This window comes from Streptomyces sp. CC224B (assembly GCF_030010595.1).
GTDB classification, from domain to species: Bacteria; Actinomycetota; Actinomycetes; order Streptomycetales; family Streptomycetaceae; genus Streptomyces; species Streptomyces longispororuber.
Window position 1 is genome coordinate 23,736 of record NZ_JASCXL010000076.1, and the last position, 20,894, is coordinate 44,629.

Annotated in this window: 16 protein-coding genes and 1 pseudogene; 9 read left to right on the forward strand and 8 right to left on the reverse strand. The window is 72.2% G+C overall.

Annotation, left to right across the window (positions count from 1 at the left end; genetic code table 11):
• Nucleotides 1-75: 75 nt before the first annotated feature.
• The 3 genes from QK440_RS27285 to QK440_RS27295 all read right to left on the reverse strand — a co-directional run bounded on the left by QK440_RS27285 (nucleotide 76) and on the right by QK440_RS27295 (nucleotide 3,392).
• On the reverse strand, nucleotides 76-828 hold the full coding sequence (locus QK440_RS27285) for a GntR family transcriptional regulator (protein WP_282795884.1): 753 nt from the start codon (nucleotides 826-828) through the stop codon (nucleotides 76-78).
• 279 nt (nucleotides 829-1,107) lie between these two features.
• Nucleotides 1,108-2,691 carry a S8 family peptidase gene (locus tag QK440_RS27290; RefSeq protein WP_282795885.1) on the reverse strand — a complete coding sequence of 528 codons (1,584 nt, stop codon included), beginning with the start codon at nucleotides 2,689-2,691 and terminating at the stop codon, nucleotides 1,108-1,110.
• 248 nt (nucleotides 2,692-2,939) lie between these two features.
• Complete coding sequence (locus QK440_RS27295) at nucleotides 2,940-3,392, reverse strand: MarR family transcriptional regulator (RefSeq protein ID WP_282795886.1); 453 nt, start codon at nucleotides 3,390-3,392, stop codon at nucleotides 2,940-2,942.
• A gap of 212 nt (nucleotides 3,393-3,604) precedes the next feature.
• Here QK440_RS27295 and QK440_RS27300 point away from each other — a divergent pair, with 212 nt between their 5' ends.
• Nucleotides 3,605-4,645 carry an SMP-30/gluconolactonase/LRE family protein gene (locus QK440_RS27300; protein WP_282795887.1) on the forward strand — a complete coding sequence of 347 codons (1,041 nt, stop codon included), beginning with the start codon at nucleotides 3,605-3,607 and terminating at the stop codon, nucleotides 4,643-4,645.
• A 145-nt stretch (nucleotides 4,646-4,790) separates the two neighbouring features.
• On the opposite strand, the gene QK440_RS27305 is transcribed toward QK440_RS27300, so the two are convergent.
• Nucleotides 4,791-5,297: a MarR family transcriptional regulator gene (locus QK440_RS27305; protein ID WP_282795888.1), complete on the reverse strand. Its 507-nt coding sequence runs from the start codon at nucleotides 5,295-5,297 to the stop codon at nucleotides 4,791-4,793.
• Nucleotides 5,298-5,757: 460 nt separating this feature from the next.
• Between QK440_RS27305 and QK440_RS27310 the strand changes: the two genes are divergently transcribed.
• Both QK440_RS27310 and QK440_RS27315 read left to right on the forward strand, forming a co-directional pair.
• Nucleotides 5,758-6,162, forward strand: coding sequence for a nitroreductase family protein (locus QK440_RS27310; RefSeq protein ID WP_282795899.1), 405 nt, complete (start codon nucleotides 5,758-5,760; stop codon nucleotides 6,160-6,162).
• Between the two features lie 74 nt (nucleotides 6,163-6,236).
• Nucleotides 6,237-7,541: an MFS transporter gene (locus QK440_RS27315; RefSeq protein ID WP_282795889.1), complete on the forward strand. Its 1,305-nt coding sequence runs from the start codon at nucleotides 6,237-6,239 to the stop codon at nucleotides 7,539-7,541.
• A 153-nt stretch (nucleotides 7,542-7,694) separates the two neighbouring features.
• On the opposite strand, the gene QK440_RS27320 is transcribed toward QK440_RS27315, so the two are convergent.
• Nucleotides 7,695-9,113, reverse strand: a complete 1,419-nt coding sequence (locus QK440_RS27320) for an amidase (RefSeq protein WP_282795890.1) — start codon at nucleotides 9,111-9,113, stop codon at nucleotides 7,695-7,697.
• Nucleotides 9,114-9,510: 397 nt separating this feature from the next.
• Here QK440_RS27320 and QK440_RS27325 point away from each other — a divergent pair, with 397 nt between their 5' ends.
• From QK440_RS27325 to QK440_RS27340, 4 genes and pseudogenes are all read left to right on the forward strand, one after another.
• Nucleotides 9,511-10,746 carry a helix-turn-helix transcriptional regulator gene (locus QK440_RS27325; RefSeq protein ID WP_282795891.1) on the forward strand — a complete coding sequence of 412 codons (1,236 nt, stop codon included), beginning with the start codon at nucleotides 9,511-9,513 and terminating at the stop codon, nucleotides 10,744-10,746.
• A 338-nt stretch (nucleotides 10,747-11,084) separates the two neighbouring features.
• Nucleotides 11,085-11,474, forward strand: a pseudogene (locus QK440_RS27330) (toll/interleukin-1 receptor domain-containing protein); the annotation flags it as partial.
• A gap of 100 nt (nucleotides 11,475-11,574) precedes the next feature.
• The gene (locus tag QK440_RS27335; protein ID WP_282795892.1) at nucleotides 11,575-13,461 is read left to right on the forward strand and encodes a hypothetical protein; all 1,887 of its coding nucleotides are present in this window, start codon (nucleotides 11,575-11,577) and stop codon (nucleotides 13,459-13,461) included.
• 137 nt (nucleotides 13,462-13,598) lie between these two features.
• Nucleotides 13,599-14,810, forward strand: a complete 1,212-nt coding sequence (locus QK440_RS27340; RefSeq protein WP_282795893.1) for a hypothetical protein — start codon at nucleotides 13,599-13,601, stop codon at nucleotides 14,808-14,810.
• Between the two features lie 349 nt (nucleotides 14,811-15,159).
• Here QK440_RS27340 and ychF read toward each other — a convergent pair whose 3' ends face one another.
• Entirely contained in the window at nucleotides 15,160-16,248 is a 1,089-nt protein-coding gene (gene ychF, locus QK440_RS27345; protein ID WP_282795894.1) for a redox-regulated ATPase YchF, read from the reverse strand.
• A gap of 516 nt (nucleotides 16,249-16,764) precedes the next feature.
• Between ychF and QK440_RS27350 the strand changes: the two genes are divergently transcribed.
• Complete coding sequence (locus QK440_RS27350; RefSeq protein WP_282795900.1) at nucleotides 16,765-17,304, forward strand: DUF6542 domain-containing protein; 540 nt, start codon at nucleotides 16,765-16,767, stop codon at nucleotides 17,302-17,304.
• 124 nt (nucleotides 17,305-17,428) lie between these two features.
• Here QK440_RS27350 and ppgK read toward each other — a convergent pair whose 3' ends face one another.
• Nucleotides 17,429-18,172, reverse strand: a complete 744-nt coding sequence (gene ppgK, locus QK440_RS27355) for a polyphosphate--glucose phosphotransferase (RefSeq protein WP_190138465.1) — start codon at nucleotides 18,170-18,172, stop codon at nucleotides 17,429-17,431.
• Between the two features lie 56 nt (nucleotides 18,173-18,228).
• On the reverse strand, nucleotides 18,229-19,263 hold the full coding sequence (locus tag QK440_RS27360) for a 4-hydroxy-3-methylbut-2-enyl diphosphate reductase (protein WP_282795895.1): 1,035 nt from the start codon (nucleotides 19,261-19,263) through the stop codon (nucleotides 18,229-18,231).
• Nucleotides 19,264-19,360: 97 nt separating this feature from the next.
• On the opposite strand from QK440_RS27360, the gene QK440_RS27365 reads away from it, so the two are divergent.
• Nucleotides 19,361-20,894, forward strand: a 1,534-nt coding sequence (locus tag QK440_RS27365) for an APC family permease (protein WP_282795896.1), incomplete at its 3' end; no start/stop codon positions are given.

Consider the following 20,894-nt stretch of genomic DNA (forward strand, 5'->3'; position numbering starts at 1 on the left):
TCGCGCGGACCGCCGGATCCGGTCGCGAGAACGGCCAGAATCCGGCGGCGCCCGGCCCGGGCCGCACGCCGGGGCTCAGCGGACGGGCAGGTGGTACGCGACCCGGTACCGGTCGGCGGGCACGACGATGTCGGCGGTCTCGACGGGGCGGCCGGAGGCGTAGTACGTGCGCTGCACGACGAGGACGACGTGGCCGGGCACGCCGCCGAGGGCGAGGAGCTCCTCGGCGAGGCCGGGGCGGGCGCCGACCTCCTCGGCCACGTTGTCCACGACCACGTCGATGGCGGCCATGCGGTCGACGACGCCGCAGCCGCCGAGGGGGCCCTCCTCGGGGAGCATGACGGGCGTGCGGCCGGTGACGGCGAGGGGCTCCCAGGAGGTGGAGAGCATCATGGCCTCGCCCGCGTCGCGGAAGACGTACTTGGTGCACATCACGCGGTCGCCGACGCGGATGCCGAGCCGCTCGGCGACCGCGCCGCTCGCCTCGGCCTGCTCGCTGCGGGACTCCCAGGTGCCGCGGGCGCCGTCGGCGGCCTGCTCCTGGCGGAAGGGCGAGGAGGCGCCGGGGCCGCGGAACCCCGTGCGCGCGATGCGGCGCGGGACGGGGCGCTCGCGCACGTAGGTGCCGGAGCCGGAGCGGCCCTCGACCAGCCCCTCGGCCATCAGGACCTTGCGGGCCTCCAGCGCGACCGTGTCGGAGACGCCGTACTCCTCGCGGATCCTGGCCTGCGAGGGCAGCCTGGTGTGCGGAGGCAGCGAACCGTCGACGATCTTCTTGCGGAGATCACCCGCGACGCGCAGATACGCCGGCTGCTCACCGAAAGTCACTGGCCACTCCCATCAGGTTGACAGACAGCAACAGCCTGGCAACCGACGGTTGTTGGCCGCAACCCTAGGCCAAGGAATCACTCGAAGTGATGATTTCCCGGTCCGCAGGGCTTTACGCAGCGGGTTTCCGGCACTATGCGGCTCAACTACCCGGGATCTCCGCGGCCTTGTGGAGCCCGGGCGGGACATGGGCACGCCTCGTCCCCGCGGTCCGGCTCGGGGCCGTACCGCGGGGACGAGGTCGCTCAACTCAGCCCGGCGCGCGGCCGGTCGGGGCGCTCAGAACTGCAGGCCCCAGCTGTCCAGCGTGCCCTCGTCGCGGTCGGCGTTGTCGGTCACCCGGAGCTTCCAGGTGCCGTTGGCCGTCTCGGAGGACGCGTTGACGGTGTAGGAGGTGTTGATGTCGTCCGCGCTGCCGCCCGCGCCGAAGTCCTTCAGGACGTACGAGGAGGCGTCGGGGGCGACCAGCTCGATCTTCAGGTCACCGACGTACGTGTGCTTGATGGCGACCGGCACGCTCAGCGACGCCGGGGCGTTGCCCGGGACGCCGGAGACCGTGATCGGGGACTCGACGGAGGAGTTGTCGGTGATGGAGAAGTCCGCGCCGTTCTCGAACTTCGGCCCCGGCGGGTTGGTGCCGCCCCCGCCGACGTACAGCAGGCGGTTGGGCGAGCCGGTGCCCGGGCTGCCGACCACGTTCGGCGTGGCGGCGGAGGTCAGCGCCTGGGAGACCTGCGCCGGGGTGGCCGACGGGTTCTCGGCGACGTACAGCGCGGCGGCGCCCGCCACGTGCGGCGAGGCCATCGACGTACCGGAGATGCTGCTGGTCGCGGTGTCGCTGGTGTTCCACGCCGAGGTGATGTTCGAGCCCGGCGCGAACAGGTCGAGGACGGTGCCGAAGTTGGAGTAGCTGGCCTTGGCGTCGGTGCTGGTGGTGGCGCCGACGGTGATGGCCTCGGTGACGCGGGCCGGGGAGCGGGTGGAGGCGTTGGTGGACTCGTTGCCCGCCGCGACCGCGTAGGTGATGCCCGCCGCGATCGAGTTGCGCACGGCCGTGTCGATCGCGCTGTCGGCGGGGCCGCCGAGGCTCATGTTGGCGACGGCGGGCTTGGTGGCGTTGCGCGTCACCCAGTCGATGCCCGCGACCACCTGGGCGGTGGTGCCGGAGCCCTGGTTGTTGAGCACGCGGACGCCGACGATCCGGGCCTTCTTGGCCACGCCGTGCGCGGTGCCACCGACGGTGCCGGCGACATGCGTGCCGTGGCCGTGGCCGTCCTGGGCGGTGTTGTCGTTGTCGATGGCGTCGTAGCCGTCGACGGCGCGGCCGCCGAAGTCCTGGTGGGTTCTGCGGACGCCGGTGTCGATGACGTAGACGGTGGCGCCCTCACCGGCCCTGTCCGGGTAGGTGTACTTCTGGTCCAGCGGGAGGTTGCGCTGGTCGATGCGGTCCAGACCCCATGACGGCGGGTTGGGCTGGGTGGCGGCGACCGTGTAGGTGCGGTTCTGCACGACGGAGGTGACGGCCGGGTCCGCGGCGAACCGCTTCGCCTCGGCCTCGGAGGCGTGCACCTCGTAGCCGTTGAGCACCTTCTTGTACGTCCGTTCGATCTCCGCTCCGTGCTTCTTCGCGAGGGCGCGGCCCTTGGCCGAGTCGGCCTTCGCGGCGTCCTCGTCGAGCGTGACGATGTAGCTGTTCGCGACGGCGCCGGGGGCGCCCGCGTACTGGATCCGGCCTTCGGCCGCCTGCGGCTGCGCGCTCGCGGGGAGCGCGGACACGACGCCGAGGGCGACGGCCGTGGCTGCGGTCAGGGCGAGGGTGCCGACGCCGGCCAGTCTTCGGCGGGGGTGACGCGTCACTGCCATCTGAGGGGTCCTCCTCGATCGGTGGTGCGCCGGTGGGGGATGCGACAGGGGCATGACAATGCAGAGGTGACATGTCGACGCCGAGTTGATCAACGTTCAACTCTCTGTCGCCGTCGAAAGATTGACGGATCCCCAGGGAACCCACAAGGGCCGGGTTCGGACGTAACACGATTGACGTGTCCCGTTCATGGCTGAAAAGGACCGCCGGGGTGGCGGGTGTACGGGCCTCGGCGAAGCCGCGGCTTCGCCTAGCCCTCCCCCGGCCGGATCCCCTCCAAAAGGGTGGCGCACCGCTCCAGGAGCCCGGTCAGCGCCTCGCGCTCCGCGGGCGTGAACTCGGCGGCCAGGGCACGCTCCACACGGACCGCGCGCGCGTCGGCGTCCGCGGCGACCGCCTCCCCCCGCTCCGTCAGACGGGTCTCCAGGACGTTCTTGTGCCACGCGTGCGGGGTGCGCTCGACGAGGCCGCGCTCCTGGAGATTCTTCAGAACCGTGTTCATGGTCGGCGGGGTCACGCCGCACAGCCGGGCGAGCGCCGCGGCGGAGATGCCGGGGTGCTCGCCGAGGACGAGCAGCGCGGCGTACTGCGGGACGGTCACGCCCGCCGGCTTCAGCGCGGCGTGCTTGGCCGCGCCGAGGGCCTGCTCGGCGCGCTTGACGAAGGAGCCAATGCGCTCCGCGGCGGGCAGGGACGACTTCATGAGCGCATCGTATCCGCCCGCTCATGTATGCGAACCTTGACGAGCATTAGAGTTCTAATCTACCTTCGGCCCCACTTGGCGATGTGCACTCTGCGCTTTGCTGTCACGCGTCCCCTTCCTTCGCCGCCCGCCCGCTCCTCACCCCCTCTTGTCGCGTCCCCCTCCTCACCTTCGCGTCCCCGCCGCTCCTCCTCCCACGGAAAGGTCCGACCTTGTCTCCGCTGCCTTCCTCGCGTCGCCGTCGCACCCTCGCCGCCGCCGTCGGCCTCGTGCTCGCCGGGCTCGCCGCCCCCTCCGCCGAGGCCGCCGCCCCGGCGGACGTCCGCCCCGCGTCCCAGCGGGAGCACGCGCCGAGCGTGCGCATCAAGACCGCGTACGAACTGCCGGGCGACCGCGTCTACCCGGAGGGCATCGCCCGGGACGCGCGCACGGGCGAGGTGTTCGTCACCTCGTTCACCACCGGCGCGGTCCACCGCGCCCGGCCCGGCCGCCTCCGGGCCGAGGTCTTCCTGCCCTCGGGCACGGACGGCCGTACCACCGCCAACGGGCTGAAGGTGGACCGCGCCGGACGGCTGTGGGTGACCGACTCCCGGACCGGTGTCGCGGTGTACGACATCCGCTCCCGCCGCCTCGTCGCCCGCTTCGACGTCCCGGGCGACACCGGGCGCTTCGTCAACGACGTGGCCCTCACCCCGGACGGCACCGCCTACCTCACGGACAGCGTGCGGGCCGTCGTCTACCGCGTCACGCCGCGGCAGCTCGCGTACGCGGCGGCCCACGGCGGGCGCGGCCCGCTCACGCCGTACACCGACCTGCACGACCACGTCGAACCGGCCGGGCCCGACGGCTTCGCCCTCAACGGCATCGCCGCCGACGACGCGGGCCGCTACCTGCTCACCGTCGACATGGCCGACGGCCGCCTCTACCGCGTCTCCACCGCCACCGGCGGCGTACGCGAAGTCGCCCTGCGCGGCGGCGACATGGCGCACGGCGACGGCCTGGAGCTGCGCGGCGGGCGGCTGTGGGTCGCGCACAACGCCTCGTACCAGATCAGCCGGTGGCGCCTGAACGGCACGGGCACGGCGGCGCGGCTGGAGCGCCGCGTGGGCGACCCCGCGCTCCAGCTCCCGACCACGCTCGTGCGCGAGCGGGGCCGACTGCTCGTGGTGCGCTCGCAGTTCGACAAGGGTGGGCCGATGGGGCCGGGGACGCCGGCGGGGCCGTTCACGGTGGCGGCGGTGGACGGGATCTGAGGCGCGGCCGGCGCCGGGCCCGGCCTGGCACCGACTGCTCCCCTCGGCCGGGCGTCGCGGCCGGGGCCGGGGTCGGGAGCCAGGGGCAGGGGCAGGGCCGGGGCGCCCCGGTGGCCGGAGGGCGCGTCGCGGTGTGCCCCCGCGACTACTTGATCGATGTGTCGCCGTGCAGCTCCAGGAACTTGCGGAGCAGCTCGGCGGCGCGTTCGACCTCCTCGCGGTCGAGGCCGTCGAGGAGCCGGTCGTAGTTGCGCAGGTGCTCGACCATCAGCTTGTCCGTGAGCTCCTTGCCGTGGTCGGTGAGGCGGATCTTGACGGTGCGCCGGTCGGCGGTGTCCCGGACGCGCTCGACCAGGCCCTTGGCCTCCATGCGGTCGATCCGGTTGGTGATCGCGCCCGAGGTGACCATGGCGGCCTTCAGGAAGGCACCCGCGGTCAGGGCGTACGGCGGGCCGGAGCGGCGCAGCGTGGTGAGGACGTCGAACTCGCCGTTCTCCACGCCGTGGCGCGCGCCGAACGCCTTCGCCTCGCGCTCCATGACCCGGTGCATGCGCTGCACGCGGGCCAGGAGCTGCACCGGCCACAGGGACTCGGTGAGTTCGGGCCGCTCCTTCTCCCACTGCTCGACGATGGCGTCCACGGCGTCGCTCATGCGCGCCACTCTCCCTGAGTCGGCTTCTCAACGGACATCTTCTCAATGTTAAGACACTTGACGCTGAAGGAGTCCGGGTGGTTTTATCTCAACGTTAAGACTCTCAGCTGTCAGAAGACGAGGGCGAAGAGAGTGAACGCGAAGAGAAGGAGAAGGAGCAGGCATGTCCGCCCAGGTCACCGCCCCCGTCACCGTCCCCGTCACCGTCCCCGTCACCGCAGCCGCCACCGCTTCCGCAGCCGCTGCCGCTTCCGTCACCGCTCTCGCCTCCGCCCCCTCCGCTTTCGCTTCCGTCACCGCTCCCGCTTCCGTCACCGCTTCCGCAGCCGCTTCCGTCTCCGCTCCCGCTGCCGCTCTCGCTGCCGCCCCCGTCTCCGCTTCCGCAGCCGCTGCCGCCGCCGCGTCCGGGGGCGACCCTGCGGCGGGCGACGGGCTCGTTCTCGCCCCCGACGCCCAGGACCTGCTCTTCCGCGAGGCCCGTACCGCCCACTCCTTCAGCGGCGGCCCCGTCACCGACGAGCAGGTCCAGGCCATCCACGACCTCGTCAAGTGCAGCCCCACCGCCTTCAACCAGTCACCCCTGCGCGTCACCCTGGCCCGCACCCCCGAGGCCCGCGAAGGCCTCGTACGGCGCGTGGCCGAGGGCAACCGCGCCAAGCCCGCGGCCGCCACGCTCGTCGGGGTGCGCGCGGCCGGGCTCGCCGCGGGGCCCATGACCGGGTACGACGCGGCGGGGCTGCGGGTGAAGTTCCTGGACGGCGACCACGAGCCGCTGACGGTCGTGAACGTCTGCGGGCCCGGGCCCGACGCCTGGTTCCCGCGCTCGCCGCGGCTGCCGTACGGGGACGTCGTCACCACCGTCTGACGGCGGGCCGCCACCACCGTCCGCTGGCGGGCCGTCACCGCCACACACCACTTGCTTCGCTTCAGGGGGTTTTCATGTCTGCCACGTCCGCGTCCACCGCGACCGGGGCCGGGCCCGCCGCCGCCCAAGGCGTACGGGCCACCGCCGACGCCGCGGGCTCACGCGCCGGCGCCCTCACGCGGGACGCCCCAGCCACCCGCCCCGGGCCCGACCGCGGCCCCGTCCCCATCGCCTGGCTTGCGCTGCTCGCCGCGCCCGTCGCGGCCGGAGCCAACGCTCCGGTCCTGATCCTGCCGGACATGGCGCGCTCCCTCGGCGTGTCCACGGCCACCGCCACCTGGCTGGTCACGGCCTTCGCCTGGGCCATGGTGGCGGGCACCCCGCTCCTTGCCGGGCTGCTGCGGCGGCGCGGCCCGGTCCCGGTGCTGCGGTTGAGCACCGGCCTGGTCGTCGGCGGCACCGCGCTCGTGGCGGCCGCGCCTTGGCTGCCCGTGGCCCTGGCCGGGCGCGCGGCGCAGTCCCTGGGCGGCGCGGGCCTGGTCGCCCTCGCGATGAACCTCGCGGGGAGCACCCGCCGCATGGGCGTCATCAGCTCCGGCTTCGGCGTGCTCGGCGCGGCGGGCCCGCTGCTCGGCGCGACGCTCACCGAGGCGCTGTCGTGGCGGCTGGCCCTCGCGGTGTCGGCCGTCGCCCTCATCGCCGTACCCGGGGTCGCGCGGCACGTGACGCGGACGCCGCCCGCCCCGAGCCGGTTCGACGCCCGGGGCGCCGCCGCCCTCATCGCGCTCGCCACCGCACTGATCCTGCTGCCGACGGCCCCGCTGCCCGCGCTCGCCGGCGCCCTGGTCGCCGCCGTCCTGCTCGCCGCGCACATCCGCCGCCGCCCCGACGGCTTCGTCCCGGCCCGGCTGCTGCGCTCCCCGCTCTTCGTGACCTCGGCGGTGCTCGGCGCGACGCTGTCGACCTCGTACTTCACGCTGCTGTTCACGGTGCCGCGGCTGCTCGCGGACCGGGCTGGCTGGACCACCGGCGTGATCGGCACCGGGCAGTTGGTGACGCTGCTGACCGCGTCGGCCGCGTCCTGGCTGCTCGCGGCGGGCGCGGCGCGTCTCGGGCGCACGGCGGTGCGCGCGGTGCTGGTCACGGTGGGAGTGGCGGCGGCCCTCACCGCGGCGTTCGCCTCGTCGGGGACGCTGCTGCTGCTCGCGGCGGGCGCGGCGGCGTTCACGGCGACGGGTGCCAACGCGACGCTCTCCGTGCACGCCGCGTCGGCCGGTACGGACGCGCAACGGCCCACCGCGATCGGCCTGTTCGCCCTCAGCTACCAGCTCGGCGGCGCCTTCGGCCCCGGCCTCGCCACCCTGCTCGTCCTCGGCTGACGTACGGACACGCTCGCCTTGGCCGCCCGGGTGCGCGGCCCCGCCCCGGCCGTCCGGTCCCGAGCCCCCGCCTCGGCCGGGCGGGGGCCGCGCCGCGTCCGCACCGGAGGCCCACCCCAGAGCCACTCACCGGCGGCCCGGCGCGATCAGCATTCACAGCGCGGGCCGCCTGCGCCCCCACCCGGTGGCGGCCTCGAAGGCGGCCCCCGCCTCCAGGACGGCCCGCTCGGCCCGCGGCGGCCCCACGATCTGGACGCCCACCGGAAGCCCGGCCTCCGTGAACCCGGCGGGCACGGCCAGGGCGGGCCCGCCGAGCAGCGACACGAAGAACGCGGACCGCATCCAGTCGATGTACGTCTCCTGCGCCCGGCCGTCCACGACGTCCGGGTACTCCCGCTCCACGGCGAAGGGCGCGACCTGGCTCACCGGCGCGACGAGCACGTCGTACCGCTCGAAGAACGCCACGGCGGCGTGCAGCATCCGGGTGTGCTCGGCGGTGGCGGCGGCGAGGTCGGCCGCGGTGAGCTTCCGCCCCTCCTCGATGTTCCACACCACGGTCGGCTTGAGCAGCTCACGGTGGTCGTCGAGCACGGCCCCGAGCGCCAGCGCGAAGGAGTGCGCGCGCTCCACGCGGAACACCGCGTCCGCCCCGTCCAGGTCCGGGCACGCCTCCTCGACCCGCCACCCCAGCGCCTCGAACACCGCCGCCTGCCGCGCCAGCACCTCCCGTACGTCCGGGTCGACCGGGACCCGCCCGCCCAGGTCCGGCGCCCACGCGACCCGCAGCCCGCGGGTGTCGCGCTCCAGGGGCGCCCGGAAGGAGGCGGCGGGCGGCGTCTCCAGGGACAGCGGGCAGCGCGGGTCGGGCCCCGCCATCGCGGACAGCAGCAGCGCCACGTCGCCGACGCTGCGCGCCATGGGCCCCGGCACGGTCAACGTGTCCCAGGCGTTCACCGCCGGGTACGAGGGCACGCGCCCGGGGGTCGGCCGCAGCCCCACCACGTTGCAGAAGGAGGCCGGGTTGCGCAGCGAGCCGCCCATGTCGCTGCCGTCCGCGAGGGGCAGCAGCCCCGCCGCCAGCGCAGCCGCCGCTCCCCCGCTGCTGCCACCCGCGGAGCGCCCGGTGTCGTACGGGTTCCGCGTCGCGCCGAACACCGCGTTGAAGGTGTGCGACCCGGCCCCGAACTCCGGCACGTTGGTCTTCCCCAGCCGCAGCGCCCCCGCCCCCTGCACCCGCGCCACCACCAGCTCGTCCTCGTCGGGCACCCACTCCGCGAACACCCGCGACCCCCGGGTGGTCCGCATCCCCCGCGTCAGATGCGTGTCCTTGAACCCCACAGGCACCCCACGCAACACCCCGACCCCCTCCCCCCTCACCACCTGCTCATCGGCCCGAGCAGCCGCCCCCATCACCCCCTCCCCATCCACCGTGACAAGAGCATTGACCACCGGATTCACCCGCTCAACCCGCCCCAGAAACGCCCCCACCACCTCCCGCACGGACACCACCCGCTCCCGCACCATCCACGCAAGCTCCCCGGCCCCGAGAAAACAGAGATCGTCGTCGCCCATGGACAGCCATGGTGGAGGTGACGAGCTGAGCCGTCCACGACCGCCGCCTCGACCACCCTGAGCGAGAAGCCGATCCCGACGGCATCAACTGGCTGACCGGCTCCCGTGGCTGTACTCCTGCACCCAGGCTCGGGGCGCTGCCGTGCAGGCATGACCACACTGCCCGTCGGGCACGCTCCCCGCCTCCGCGAAGGGGAGAACAGAAGAGGCAACGGGCAACCAAGTCGAACCTCGCTTGTTGCAGCACCCCGCATGCCAAACTCACTCTCGGATGCGAAACGCGACGAGTCCGTGACAACGCGTATGCGTCGCCGGTCTTCGTGTCGGCCAGTGATGTCGAATCACGGCGCCCCATGTGGGTGCTCGGCTCTCACAGTCGCTGTTCAAGGGGGTAATGATGGGCACTTCCCGTTTCGGCCCGGAACTTCGCCGTTTACGACAGAGAGCGGGGCTCACTCTGACCGAGTTCTCCGTGGCGCTCAACTACGACAAGGGGCACCTCAGCAAGGTCGAGCGCGGGGAGCGTTCCGCGTCCCCCGAACTGGCCCGGCGATGTGACGCCTTCCTCGGCGCGAACGGCGACCTGCAGTGCCTGTCCCACCCCGAGAGCGACGCGGACCGCACCAAGACTTCCACCGCCCTGAGCGGTTGGCTCGTGGGGCGCCGGACGGTCCTCGCGGCGGGCACGGGGGCGCTGATCGACCTCGGTGTGAAGTCGGGTGGTCAGACTTGCTCTGCCGTCGGCCCTCTCCTTCCTTCTTTGCGTACGCAGTTCGACCAGTTGCGGGAACTCGGTCAGTCCACCGCGCCTGAAGTCTTGCTCCCTTTGCTGGAAACGCAGACGCGCATGGTCACCGAACTGGCCGCCGACGCCCCGTCCGCCACCCGGGCCTCCGCGCTCCTGCTCGCGTCGCGGTTCGCGGAATTCACCGGCTGGATGGCTCAGGAGGGCGGTAACAGCGACGCGGCGCTTGGTTGGACCGACGAGGCCGCCGAACTGGCGCGCGCCGGTGGCGATCCACACCTCGGTTCCTACGCGCTTGTACGACGTGCTCTCGTCACGCTCTACAGCGGGGATGCCACGGTCACCGTCGCGTTGGCGCAGCGAGCCCAGAGCGGCGAACTTCCGCCGCGCATCCGAGGCCTCGCGGCCCAGCGAGAAGCACAGGGACACGCGCTGGCCGGCGACGAGCGCGCCTGCCTCCACAGCCTCGACAAAGCGCGGGAACTACTGGCCAGCGACGACGCCAGCGGCGACGAGCCTGTGATCGGCACCACTCACGTGAGCGATCCGGCAGCAATGACGACCGGCTGGTGCCTGTACGACCTCGGCCGTCCCAAGGCCGCCGCCGAGATCCTGGACCGGGAGTGCCACCGCCTCCCGCCGCACGCGCTGCGCACCCGTGTCCGGTACGGCTTCCGCAGGTCCTTGGCCCACGCCGCCTCAGGAGGGGCCGAGTACGCGTGCACGATCGCCGGAGGGCTCCTGGGTGTGCTGCCCGCCGTGCCCTCCGCGACAGTGAACAGTGACATCCGGCGTCTCGCGCAGGAACTCTCCCGATTCCGGAGCAACCAGGCCGTCCGCGATCTGCAGCCGGCGCTGGCACGGGCACTCGCCCCCAGGCACGGCTGACACCGGTCCGAGCCACCTGCTCGCCAGGTCGTCGGTCCCCTCCACGCTCCGGCTTCCATAAACCGCACGCACGGACTCCTCCGGCCTCGGCTCGACGCGTGGCACCGCACCTTCGGTCTTCATGGGTACTTCCGGTCAGTGACGCGCGCGGAGCTGTGCACCTCCGTCTGTGCGCGCTGTTCCTTGGGCACGCCCTACCGCCTCTGGACACGTCCTACCGCCGCCTGAGCGAGACGTCATGGCCCGGGATGACCGAGCCCTCCGTCCCCCGGTTCGCGGCACCCTCGCTCCTCCCCATGCACCTGAGTCCTCCGCTTACTCTCACGAAGGGAACCTCCATGCCCGACGTCTTCGTCAACTACCGCACAGGCGACGAGGAATCCGCAGCGACCATGGTCGCTCGGGAGCTCGCGCGGCGCTTCGGCGACGAGCGGATCTTCTTCGCCAGCAACTCGATCGAGCCCGGACACCGCTTCCCGGCGGAACTGGTCAGGGCAGTGGAGGAGTGTCAGGCGCTCCTCGCCGTGATCGGCCCGCGCTGGACGGAAGTGCGGGGGGCCGGCGGCCGCCCCGCACTTGAGAGCGAGCAGGACTGGACCCGGCGTGAGATCCAGACCGCGCTCGACCGCGGAATCCTGGTGATCCCCGTACTGGTCGGAAAGACCACGCGGATCGACCGCACCGTCCTCCCGGAGGGCCTGCAGGAGCTGGCGGACTGCCAGTACAGGCGGTTCGACCACCGCAACGCCGAGTCGGACCTGACGGCGCTCGGCGACGCCCTCGCCCGGCTGCTGCCCGAGCTGGGTGCGGGGGGTCGGCGCGGACTGGATGACCCGCAAAGGAGTCGAGTCCCTCCGGATCGTCCGCGAGGACCGGATGCGTCTGGCCGACCGGTTCGTTCCGCCCTTGGGTTACCGCGTCGCCGCCGATCGCTTGGAGAAGCCCGGGTCGGTGGTGCTTCTGGAGGCTCCGCCCGGCAGCGGCCGCCGTGCCGCAGCGGTCATGCTGCTGCACGGGCTCGGCGGGGGCGGAAGCGCCGACGAGGAGGGGGTCCGGTTCGAGGAGCTTCCCACTACGGACAAGGACGAGGGCCCTCTCGCCCCCGGCGAGGGAGATCGCTTCCTTCTCGACCTCTCCGGGATCGCCGACGAGGAAGCGTACGACAAGGCCCAACGCCGTCTGGCCGTGCGCCGCTCGCAGGTCAAGGAGACGGGGGCCCACATGGTCGTCGTCCTGCCGTCAGGCATGGAGCACGCTCACACGCCGGACCTCGAACCCCACACGGTGAGACTGGGACGCCCTCGGGGCATCGCCGTCGTCACTCGGTACCTCCGCATGGACCGTATGACCTTCCGGCCTGCGGACCTGGGGAGTGCCGACCTCCGTCGTCTGTGCAACCGCTCTCCCATGCGCGAACTGGCACGGCTCGCGGGGTTGGTGAGGGCCGCTCGCGACAGCGGTCGATTCGGCACCGACTTCACAGGCTGGCTCGACCAGGCGATGCACGCGGTGACCGACCGTGCTGGTGAGGTGGGCCGACAGGTGGTCACGGTCCGTACCGCACCGGAGCGCGCCCTGCTGCTTGCGACGGCGGTGTTCGAGGAGGCTCGCGCCGACACCGTCTACGAGGCCTGGCACGGCTTGATGAAGACGGTGAGGCATGAGCAAGAGACAACGTCCGAGCTCGCGCGGGCGGACTTCGGGGAGCGTTTGGCAGCACTCGGGATCGAGCGGGATCCGGACGGACGGCTCCGCTTCGAGCGGCTGGCCTACGCCGACGCGGTACGGACGTACTTCTGGACGAACTTCCCCGGCATGCGCGACCACCTCCGGGACTGGATCAGCCACACCGCGGGGCTTCGCGGCCTGACCACCGACGACCGGGTGAACGTCGTCGTTCGGTTCGGCGAGCGGTCCCTGGAGGCCGGACGACCCGACCACCTCTTCGACCTTGTGGTCCGCTGGGCGGGTAGTGCCACTGGGACGTCCTGCGACCCGCCGTCCGTGACGGCTCTGGAGCTCGGACTCCGCCATGAGAGGTTCGGGGGCTGGTTCCGCAGACGGATGTACGAGTGCGTGCGGTCCGGCCCCATGCCGGACGGCCTCGTCCGTGTCCTGACCGCCGCCTGCCTCCAGAACCTCGGCGCGACGCACCCGGATCAGGCACTGGTGCGGCTCCACTACCTCGCCGTACGGAAGGGGGAGGCGGCCCGCGAGGCCCGCGAGGCGCTTCTCGACCTCGCCGGCCGCGACCGTCGGCTCTACCGGCTGCTGATCGACCGTCTGCGGAGCCGGACGCGTCGGGAGCCGCGCGGGACGGAGCGCCACCTTGACATGCTCACGGAGCTTTTGCGGAGCGATCGGGCACCGGAACCGCCACCCTGGCCGGATCTGTTTCTGGGTTGTGAGGCAGTTTTCTCCCAACCACCGAGGGAGCTCTGGAGCCCACTGGTGAGGAGTTGGCTGAACACCGCGGCGAGCGACAGGACACGGGAGCTGGCGCTGGACGTGATGGTCAGGGCCACACACGGCCGCACGGCCGCTCTCCACCGCCTCTACGCCATCGCCTACGACTGGGCGGTATCGGCGCGCCACTCCTCCCGGACAACCGTCGCCGCCCTCTTCTGGCACCACATAGACCACGCGCAGTACGCCCGCACGGGGAGTTCCGAACAGGCGGGCTCCGGATCACCGACCACGGAAGAGGCGCCATGAAGCATCGTTTTCCCAGCCTGTTGTTCGTCGCTCTCTGCGTGCTCGCACCAACTGTGCTCGGAAACCTACTGCACTGGTCGGCGTGGCTGTGGGGCTTCATGTCCATGGTCACGGCCTCGGGCTCCCTGCTGCTCGTGATGACGGTCCTCAGCGGTGCCCGCGCGTCAGTTGGCCCGTACGAACCGGGCGAGCCTCAGCCGCCTGCGGCGCCGGTGGAGCAGCCGTACCAGGAGACGCGGGTGGTCAACGCGGCGCTGCCGAGTGCGGTGGATGGTTACGACTTCCTCTTCTCCGCCGCCGTGTGGTGGAGGCCGGTCCCCGACCACACCGACCGTTCCGAGGGCACCTCCCCTGCCATCGCCGTGTCCTCGATCGTCAGCCGGGCGTCGGAAGTCGTCCGTCTCGAGGAGCCCGGACGGGCGGGCTTCGCGCGTTATCTCCTGGACGGGGAGTTGGGCGTACCGCTCCCGGACCGCAGGGGACGGGTACAGGCCCTGGCAGCCGACATGACGCTGACCCTCGCCCCTGCCGACCGCGAGCGTCTGCGGAAGCTGAACGACCTTCGCAAGGACGAGGAGATCTGGGAGTACGAGCGTCAGCACGAGCGCAACAAGCGTCGCTACCTCGGTGACGACGTGCTGAAAAGTGCGGGCAGCGCTGTGGTGTGGTGGCTGGCCCGTCACGAGAACGAGATCGAGAAGGCGGTCGACATGATCGGTCCACTCGCCCAGATCACGGCGGCGGCCAACGACGAGGAGGTGCCTGAGCTCTTCCGCCACCTGCTCGTCCCGCCTATGGGCGCGCAGAGCGAGGCGGCCGTCGGGCACCCGCTGTGGGACGGAGACGGCCAGGAAGGAGGGATGTCCGACCGCGAGGAGGAAGTAGGGGTCTCGGATCGCCTCCTCCTGTTGCTGGCGGCGCTGGGGCTGAAGCCGGACATGGACGAGTACACGGTGTTCGTGCACCGTGTGGTGCGGAGTCTGGAAGCAGCCGGACTGGTTGAGGCCGCCGAGGAGATCCGGCGGACCCTTCTCCCGGCGCCTGACGAGGGCGGCGCAGAAGGGCCGGAGGGCGGGGCCGCGGATGTGGGGGACACTGCGGGGCTCCGTGCCCAGGGTTCCCCAACCACCGAGGACCCACCGTTCACCGACGGGGCCTCGGACCCGGATGCCGACGCGGGCACCTTCACACCGGGGGATACGGAGAGCGGCGCGGGCCAACGGCCTCGGGGCTGGTGGGAGACGAGTGAGAGCGATACGACGCCTCCGTACTACTGGGATGCCTCGCACAGCCCGCACCGGCCCGCCACGCCTCATGCCCGGAACGGGGACGACGAGGACGAAAGCTGACCGAATAGGCGGTCACCGCTCCAGGGCTCCCTGCACCACACGCGTTGCGACGGGGAGCCCCTTCCTCAGCGAAGCCGACCGAGCCGGACTTACTGGTGACAACGGCCGACTATGACGGCGACCCCACAGTCAAGCTCCGCAAGTGACACCCGCCGGCGTCTTCCGAGGCGCCTTGAGCGTCCGGTTCCGTCACAGCGATTCCGTCGACAGAGTCGAGCACGGCTGACTGGCGTCAGGGGATCCCGCACTGATCCAGCACGGGACCGGCAAAGGGGCCGGCTCCCGGAGAAGCCGGCCCCATCCGACCTGAATGCTCGCCAAGTCAGTGACGTGGTGTCATGTCATCCGCTCACACGTTGAACCGGAACTCCACCACGTCCCCGTCCTGCATCACATAGTCCTTGCCCTCCATGCGGGCCTTGCCCTTCGCGCGGGCCTCGGCGACCGAGCCCGTTTCGACCAGGTCGTCGAAGGAGATGATCTCGGCCTTGATGAAGCCCTTCTGGAAGTCGGTGTGGATGACACCGGCCGCCTCGGGGGCCGTGGCGCCCTTCTTGATGGTCCAGGCGCGGGACTCCTTGGGGCCTGCCGTGAGGTAGGTCTGGAGGCCGAGGGTGTCGAAGCCGACGCGGGCCAGGGTGGCGAGGCCGGGCTCCTCGGCGCCGACGGACTGGAGGAGCTCCAGGGCGTCGTCCTCGTCCAGCTCGGCGAGCTCGGCCTCCAGCTTGGCGTTGAGGAAGATCGCCTCGGCGGGGGCGACCAGGGCGCGCTGCTCGTCCTTGAAGGTCTCGTCGGTCAGCTCGTCCTCGTCGACGTTGAAGACGTAGAGGAAGGGCTTGGTGGTGAGCAGGTGCAGGTCGTGCAGGAGCTCCGTCTTCTCCGTGCCCTGGGCGTACCCGGCCGCGAAGAGCGTCGTGCCGCCCTCCAGGATCTCCTTCGCCGCCTCGACGGCCGCGACCTTCGGGGCGATGTCCTTCTTGATCCGCGACTCCTTCTGGAGCCGGGGCAGGACCTTCTCGATGGTCTGGAGGTCGGCGAGGATCAGCTCGGTGTTGATCGTCTCGATGTCGTCCTTGGGCGAGACCTTGCCGTCGACGTGGACGACGTTCTCGTCCTTGAAGGCGCGGATGACCTGGCAGATCGCGTCGGACTCGCGGATGTTCGCCAGGAACTTGTTGCCCAGGCCCTCGCCCTCGCTTGCGCCGCGCACGATGCCGGCGATGTCGACGAAGTCCACGGTCGCCGGGAGGACCTTCTGCGAGCCGAAGATCTCGGCGAGCTTGGCCAGACGGGTGTCCGGCACGCCGACGACGCCCACGTTCGGCTCGATCGTCGCGAACGGATAGTTGGCCGCAAGGACGTCGTTCTTGGTCAGGGCGTTGAACAGGGTCGACTTGCCGACATTGGGCAGACCGACGATTCCGATCGTGAGCGACACGTTGCGACTTCCCGTACGTGAGAGCTGAGTGGGGCGGGGATGGGTGGGGCGGATGGGGCTGCGCGAGGACCGCCTGGGCGGCCCGGGAGGTCGGCGGCCGTACGCGCTCACCGTGCGGTGGTACTCGTTCGCCGTGCGGCTGTACGCGCTCGCCGTCCCGTCGTCCGGGGCGTCCGGGACCCTCGTCGGCCCCTCACTGCCTGGGGCACGATCCACCAGTCTACGGTGTGCCGCGCCCCGGGCCCCGCGCGCGTGCCGCCTCCGCGCCGATCATCTGACCAACTCGGCCAAAGGGCGTGTCCCAGCCCCCGTTCCGCCCCCGCGCGGTCCTACGTTGGACCGGTGGAGCAACACAGGACCCGTCCCCCGCGCGCCCGGGTGCGCCCCGGCGCACCCCTGCCCGGCCAGGGCAGCCCCACGGAGTCGGTCTACCGTGCCGCGCCCCGGCCGTCCGGCCCGTCGACCCCGCTGACCCGCGCCCTGCGCACCACCGCGGCGTACCGCGCCCTGCACCGGATGCCGCTGTACCGCGCGCTGCGCCGGATGTCGGGCCCGCGTCTGACCGGGCTCGGCAGCGGCGTCTTCGCGGCCGCCGTCATGTTCCTGCTCGCGTGCCTGCTGCGGCTGCTCTTCGACGGCTCACTCGTCGCGTACGGAGTGCTGTTCCTGCCGGTGAGCGCGCTCGCCGCGCTGTGGGTGCGGCCCGCCGACCTGGTGACGGCGCCCGTCGCCGTACCGATCGCCTTCGCGGCCGGAGTACTGCCCATCGCCGAGGGCACCGACGGCTTCGGCGGGTACGTCATGGGCCTGCTCACGTCCCTGGCCCTGCACGCGGGCTGGCTGTACGCCGGCACGCTGGTCGCCGGGGTGATCGTGACCGTACGCAAGCTGCGCCTGGTGACCCGCCGCCGCCTGCAGCGCCCGTCCCCGGCCGGGCCCCGGTCCCCGTCCCAGGCCAAGGCCCAGTCCCAGGCCCAGACCCCTGCCCGTCCGCGGCCCCGTACCCATCCCGACGATCCCACTCCGCCGCCGGGATATCGCGTACCCGCTTCGTAGCGATCGAAGAGACGGACGTCTCAGTCTCAGGTCTCAGTCCGTCCGGCCGGTGGGCACGAGCGCGGAGGGCGAGTCGGCAGGGGCGCGCGGGGCCGGTGCCCCGCGCGCTCCTCCCGCTCACGCCCTACGCAGTGGCCCGCGCCGCCATGGCCGCCCCCACGATCCCCGCGTTGTTCTGCAGCGCCGCCGGCACCAGCTCGGCCCGGACCCCTTCGATCAGGGGCAGGAACTTGTGGGCCTTGCGGCTGACGCCGCCGCCGATGACGAAGAGCTCGGGCGTGAAGAGCATCTCCAGGTGCGCGAGGTACTTCTGGAGGCGGTGCGCCCACTGCTCCCAGCTCAGGTCCTCGTCCTCGCGGATCTTGGACGAGGCCCGCTTCTCCGCCTCGTGGCCGTCCAGCTCCAGGTGGCCGAGCTCCGTGTTCGGCACCAGGCGGCCGTCGGTGAAGACGGCGCTGCCGATGCCGGTGCCGAGGGTGAGCACGATGACCGTGCCGGTGCGGCCCCGGCCCGCGCCGAAGTGCATCTCGGCGACGCCGGCCGCGTCCGCGTCGTTCAGGACGGTCACCGGGGCGCCGCCCAGCCGGTCGGAGACCAGCCGGCGGATGTCCGTGCCGATCCAGCTCTTGTCGACGTTCGCCGCCGACCGCGCCGTACCGTCCGTGATGACGCCGGGGAAGGTGGCGCCGACGGGGCCCGTCCAGCCGAAGTGCTCAACGACCTCGCGCACGCACTCGACCACGCCCTCGGGCGTCGCCGGGTGCGGCGTGAGCACCTTGTGCCGCTCTTGTGCCAGGTCTCCACGGTCCAGGTCCACGGGAGCGCCCTTGATCCCTGATCCGCCGATGTCCACACCGAAGATCTGCATGCTCTCCAGCATGCCCGCAACGGCCCGGGCACAACGTCAGCGACAGCGGCGGACCGTCACTCCCCGGCGACCGCGGCGGCGGCCCGCTCCGCCTTCGCCGCCTGCTCGGCCTTCGCCGCCAGCTCCGCGGCCTCCGCGCGCAGGTCGCGGCGGAGCTCCTTGGGCAGCGAGAACGTGATCGACTCCTCGGCGGCCTTGACGATCTCCACGTCCTCGTAGCCCCGCTGGGTGAGCCACTCCAGGACCTCCTCGACGAGCACCTCGGGCACCGAGGCGCCGGAGGTCACGCCGACCGTGGTCACGCCCTCCAGCCAGGCCTCCTCGATCTCGGAGGCGAAGTCGACCAGGTACGCCGCGCGGGCGCCGGCCAGCTTGGCAACCTCGACGAGGCGCTTCGAGTTGGAGGAGTTCCGGGAGCCGACGACGATCACCAGGTCGGCCTCGGCGCCCATCTGCTTCACGGCGAGCTGACGGTTCTGCGTGGCGTAGCAGATGTCGTCGCTGGGCGGCGAGAGCAGGTTCGGGAACTTGTTCTTCAGGGCGTCGACCGTCTCCATCGTCTCGTCGACGGAGAGCGTGGTCTGGGAGAGCCAGACGACCCGGTCCGGGTCGCGGACCTCGACGTTCGCGACGTCGTCCGGGCCGTCGACCAGCGTGATGTGGTCCGGCGCCTCTCCCGACGTGCCGATGACTTCCTCGTGCCCCTCGTGGCCGATCAGGAGGATGTCGAAGTCCTCCTTGGCGAACCGGACCGCTTCCTTGTGGACCTTCGTGACCAGCGGGCACGTCGCGTCGATCGTGGCGAGCTTCCGCTCGGCGGCCTCCTCGTGCACGGTCGGCGCGACGCCGTGCGCGGAGAACATGACGATCGACCCCTCGGGCACCTCCGCCGTCTCCTCGACGAAGATCGCGCCCTTCTTCTCCAGGGTCTGTACGACGTACTTGTTGTGGACGATCTCGTGGCGGACGTAGATCGGGGCCCCGTACTGCTCCAGGGCCTTCTCGACGGCGATCACGGCACGGTCCACGCCCGCGCAGTAGCCACGGGGAGCGGCGAGCAGGACACGGCGGGAGCCAGGCGTTGCAGTCATAGGCCCATCGTAAGGCCGCGTACGAGAGGCCGAAGATCGCCCGTTTGGGGAGACTGGGAGCCCAGTGTGCGACCAGCGTCAGGCACCCGGAGGCACGATGTCCGCCCACAGCACGAACGCGCACCCGCCGTCCGACGGGGGCGGGGGACCCGCCGCGGCCGCGACGGAGGGCCGGGGGCTGCGGCGCAGCCTCGGCTTCCGCGACCTCGTCGTCTACGGACTCCTCTTCATCGCCCCCATGGCCCCGGTCGGCGTCTTCGGGACGCTGGACGCCAAGTCGCACGGGGCGGTGGCGCTGGTGTACGTCGTCGCGACCGTCGCCATGGCGTTCACCGCCTTCAGCTACGCCCAGATGGTGCGGGTCGTCCCGCAGGCGGGCTCGGTCTTCGCGTACGCGCGCGTGGGCCTGGGCAACGGCGCGGGTTTCGTCGCGGGCTGGATGGCGATGCTCGACTACCTGCTGATCCCGGCCGTCGCGTACCTCTTCTCCGGCATCGCCATGCACGAGCTGGTGCCGGAGGTGTCCCGGTGGGTGTGGACGGCGATCGCGGTGGTGGTGACGACCGCCCTGAACCTGTGGGGCGTACGGCCCGCCGCGCGGGTCGGCTTCGCGGTGCTCGCCCTGGAGATCGTGGTGCTGCTGGTGTTCGTGGTGTCAGCGGTGGTGGTCCTGGTCCGTGACGGCGCGGAGCGGGGCTGGCTGTCGCCGCTGTCGGGCGACGGTACGCAGGGCGCGTTCGCGCTCTCGGCCGTGCTGGGCGCGGTGTCGGTGGCCGTCCTGTCCTACCTGGGCTTCGACGCGATCGCCTCGTTCGCGGAGGAGGTCACCGGGGGCTCGGCGAAGGTGGCGCGGGCGGTGCTGTTCTGCCTGGCGCTGACGGGTGTGCTGTTCGTGGCGCAGACGTACCTGGTGGCGCTGCTGACCCCGGTGTCCTCCGCCGATCTGGCGGCGAACCCCGGGAACCAGGGGTCCGCGTTCTACGCCGCCGTGGACGCGTCCGTCGGGGCCTGGCTGCACGACCTGGTGGCGGTGAGCAAGGCGATCGGCGCGGCGTTCGCGGCGCTGGCCGGGCAGGCGGCGGCGGGCCGGCTGCTGTTCGCGATGGCCCGCGGGCGGCGGCTGCCCCGGGTGCTGGCCCGTACGGAGTCGGGCACGCCGCGGGTCGCGCTGCTGTGCGCGGCGACGGTGACGCTGGTGGCGGCGGTGTGGGCGGCGCGGCGCGACGACGGCATGGACCACCTCGTCTCGGTCGTCGACATCGGCGCGCTGACGGCGTTCGCGCTGCTGCACGCGAGCGTGGTCGGCTGGTTCGCGGTCCGCCGCCGGGGCGGCCCGGTGAGCTGGTGGCGCCACCTGCTGGTCCCCGCCCTGGGCGCGGCCATCGTGATCGCGGTCATCGTGGAGGCGTCGGGGACGGCGCAGGTGGTGGGGGCGGTGTGGCTGGCGGTGGGGTTGCTTGTGCTGGGGGTTCAGGGGGCTCGGCGGGGGGCGGTGGGGGTGTGTGTTCGGGGGGGGGGGGGGTGGGGGGTGTGGTGGTGGTGCGCGGCGGGGGGGGGGGGGCGGGCGGCGCGCCGCCGCGCCCCCCCCCCCCCCCCCCCCCCCCCCAACAGCTCTCGTCCCGGCCTCAGCC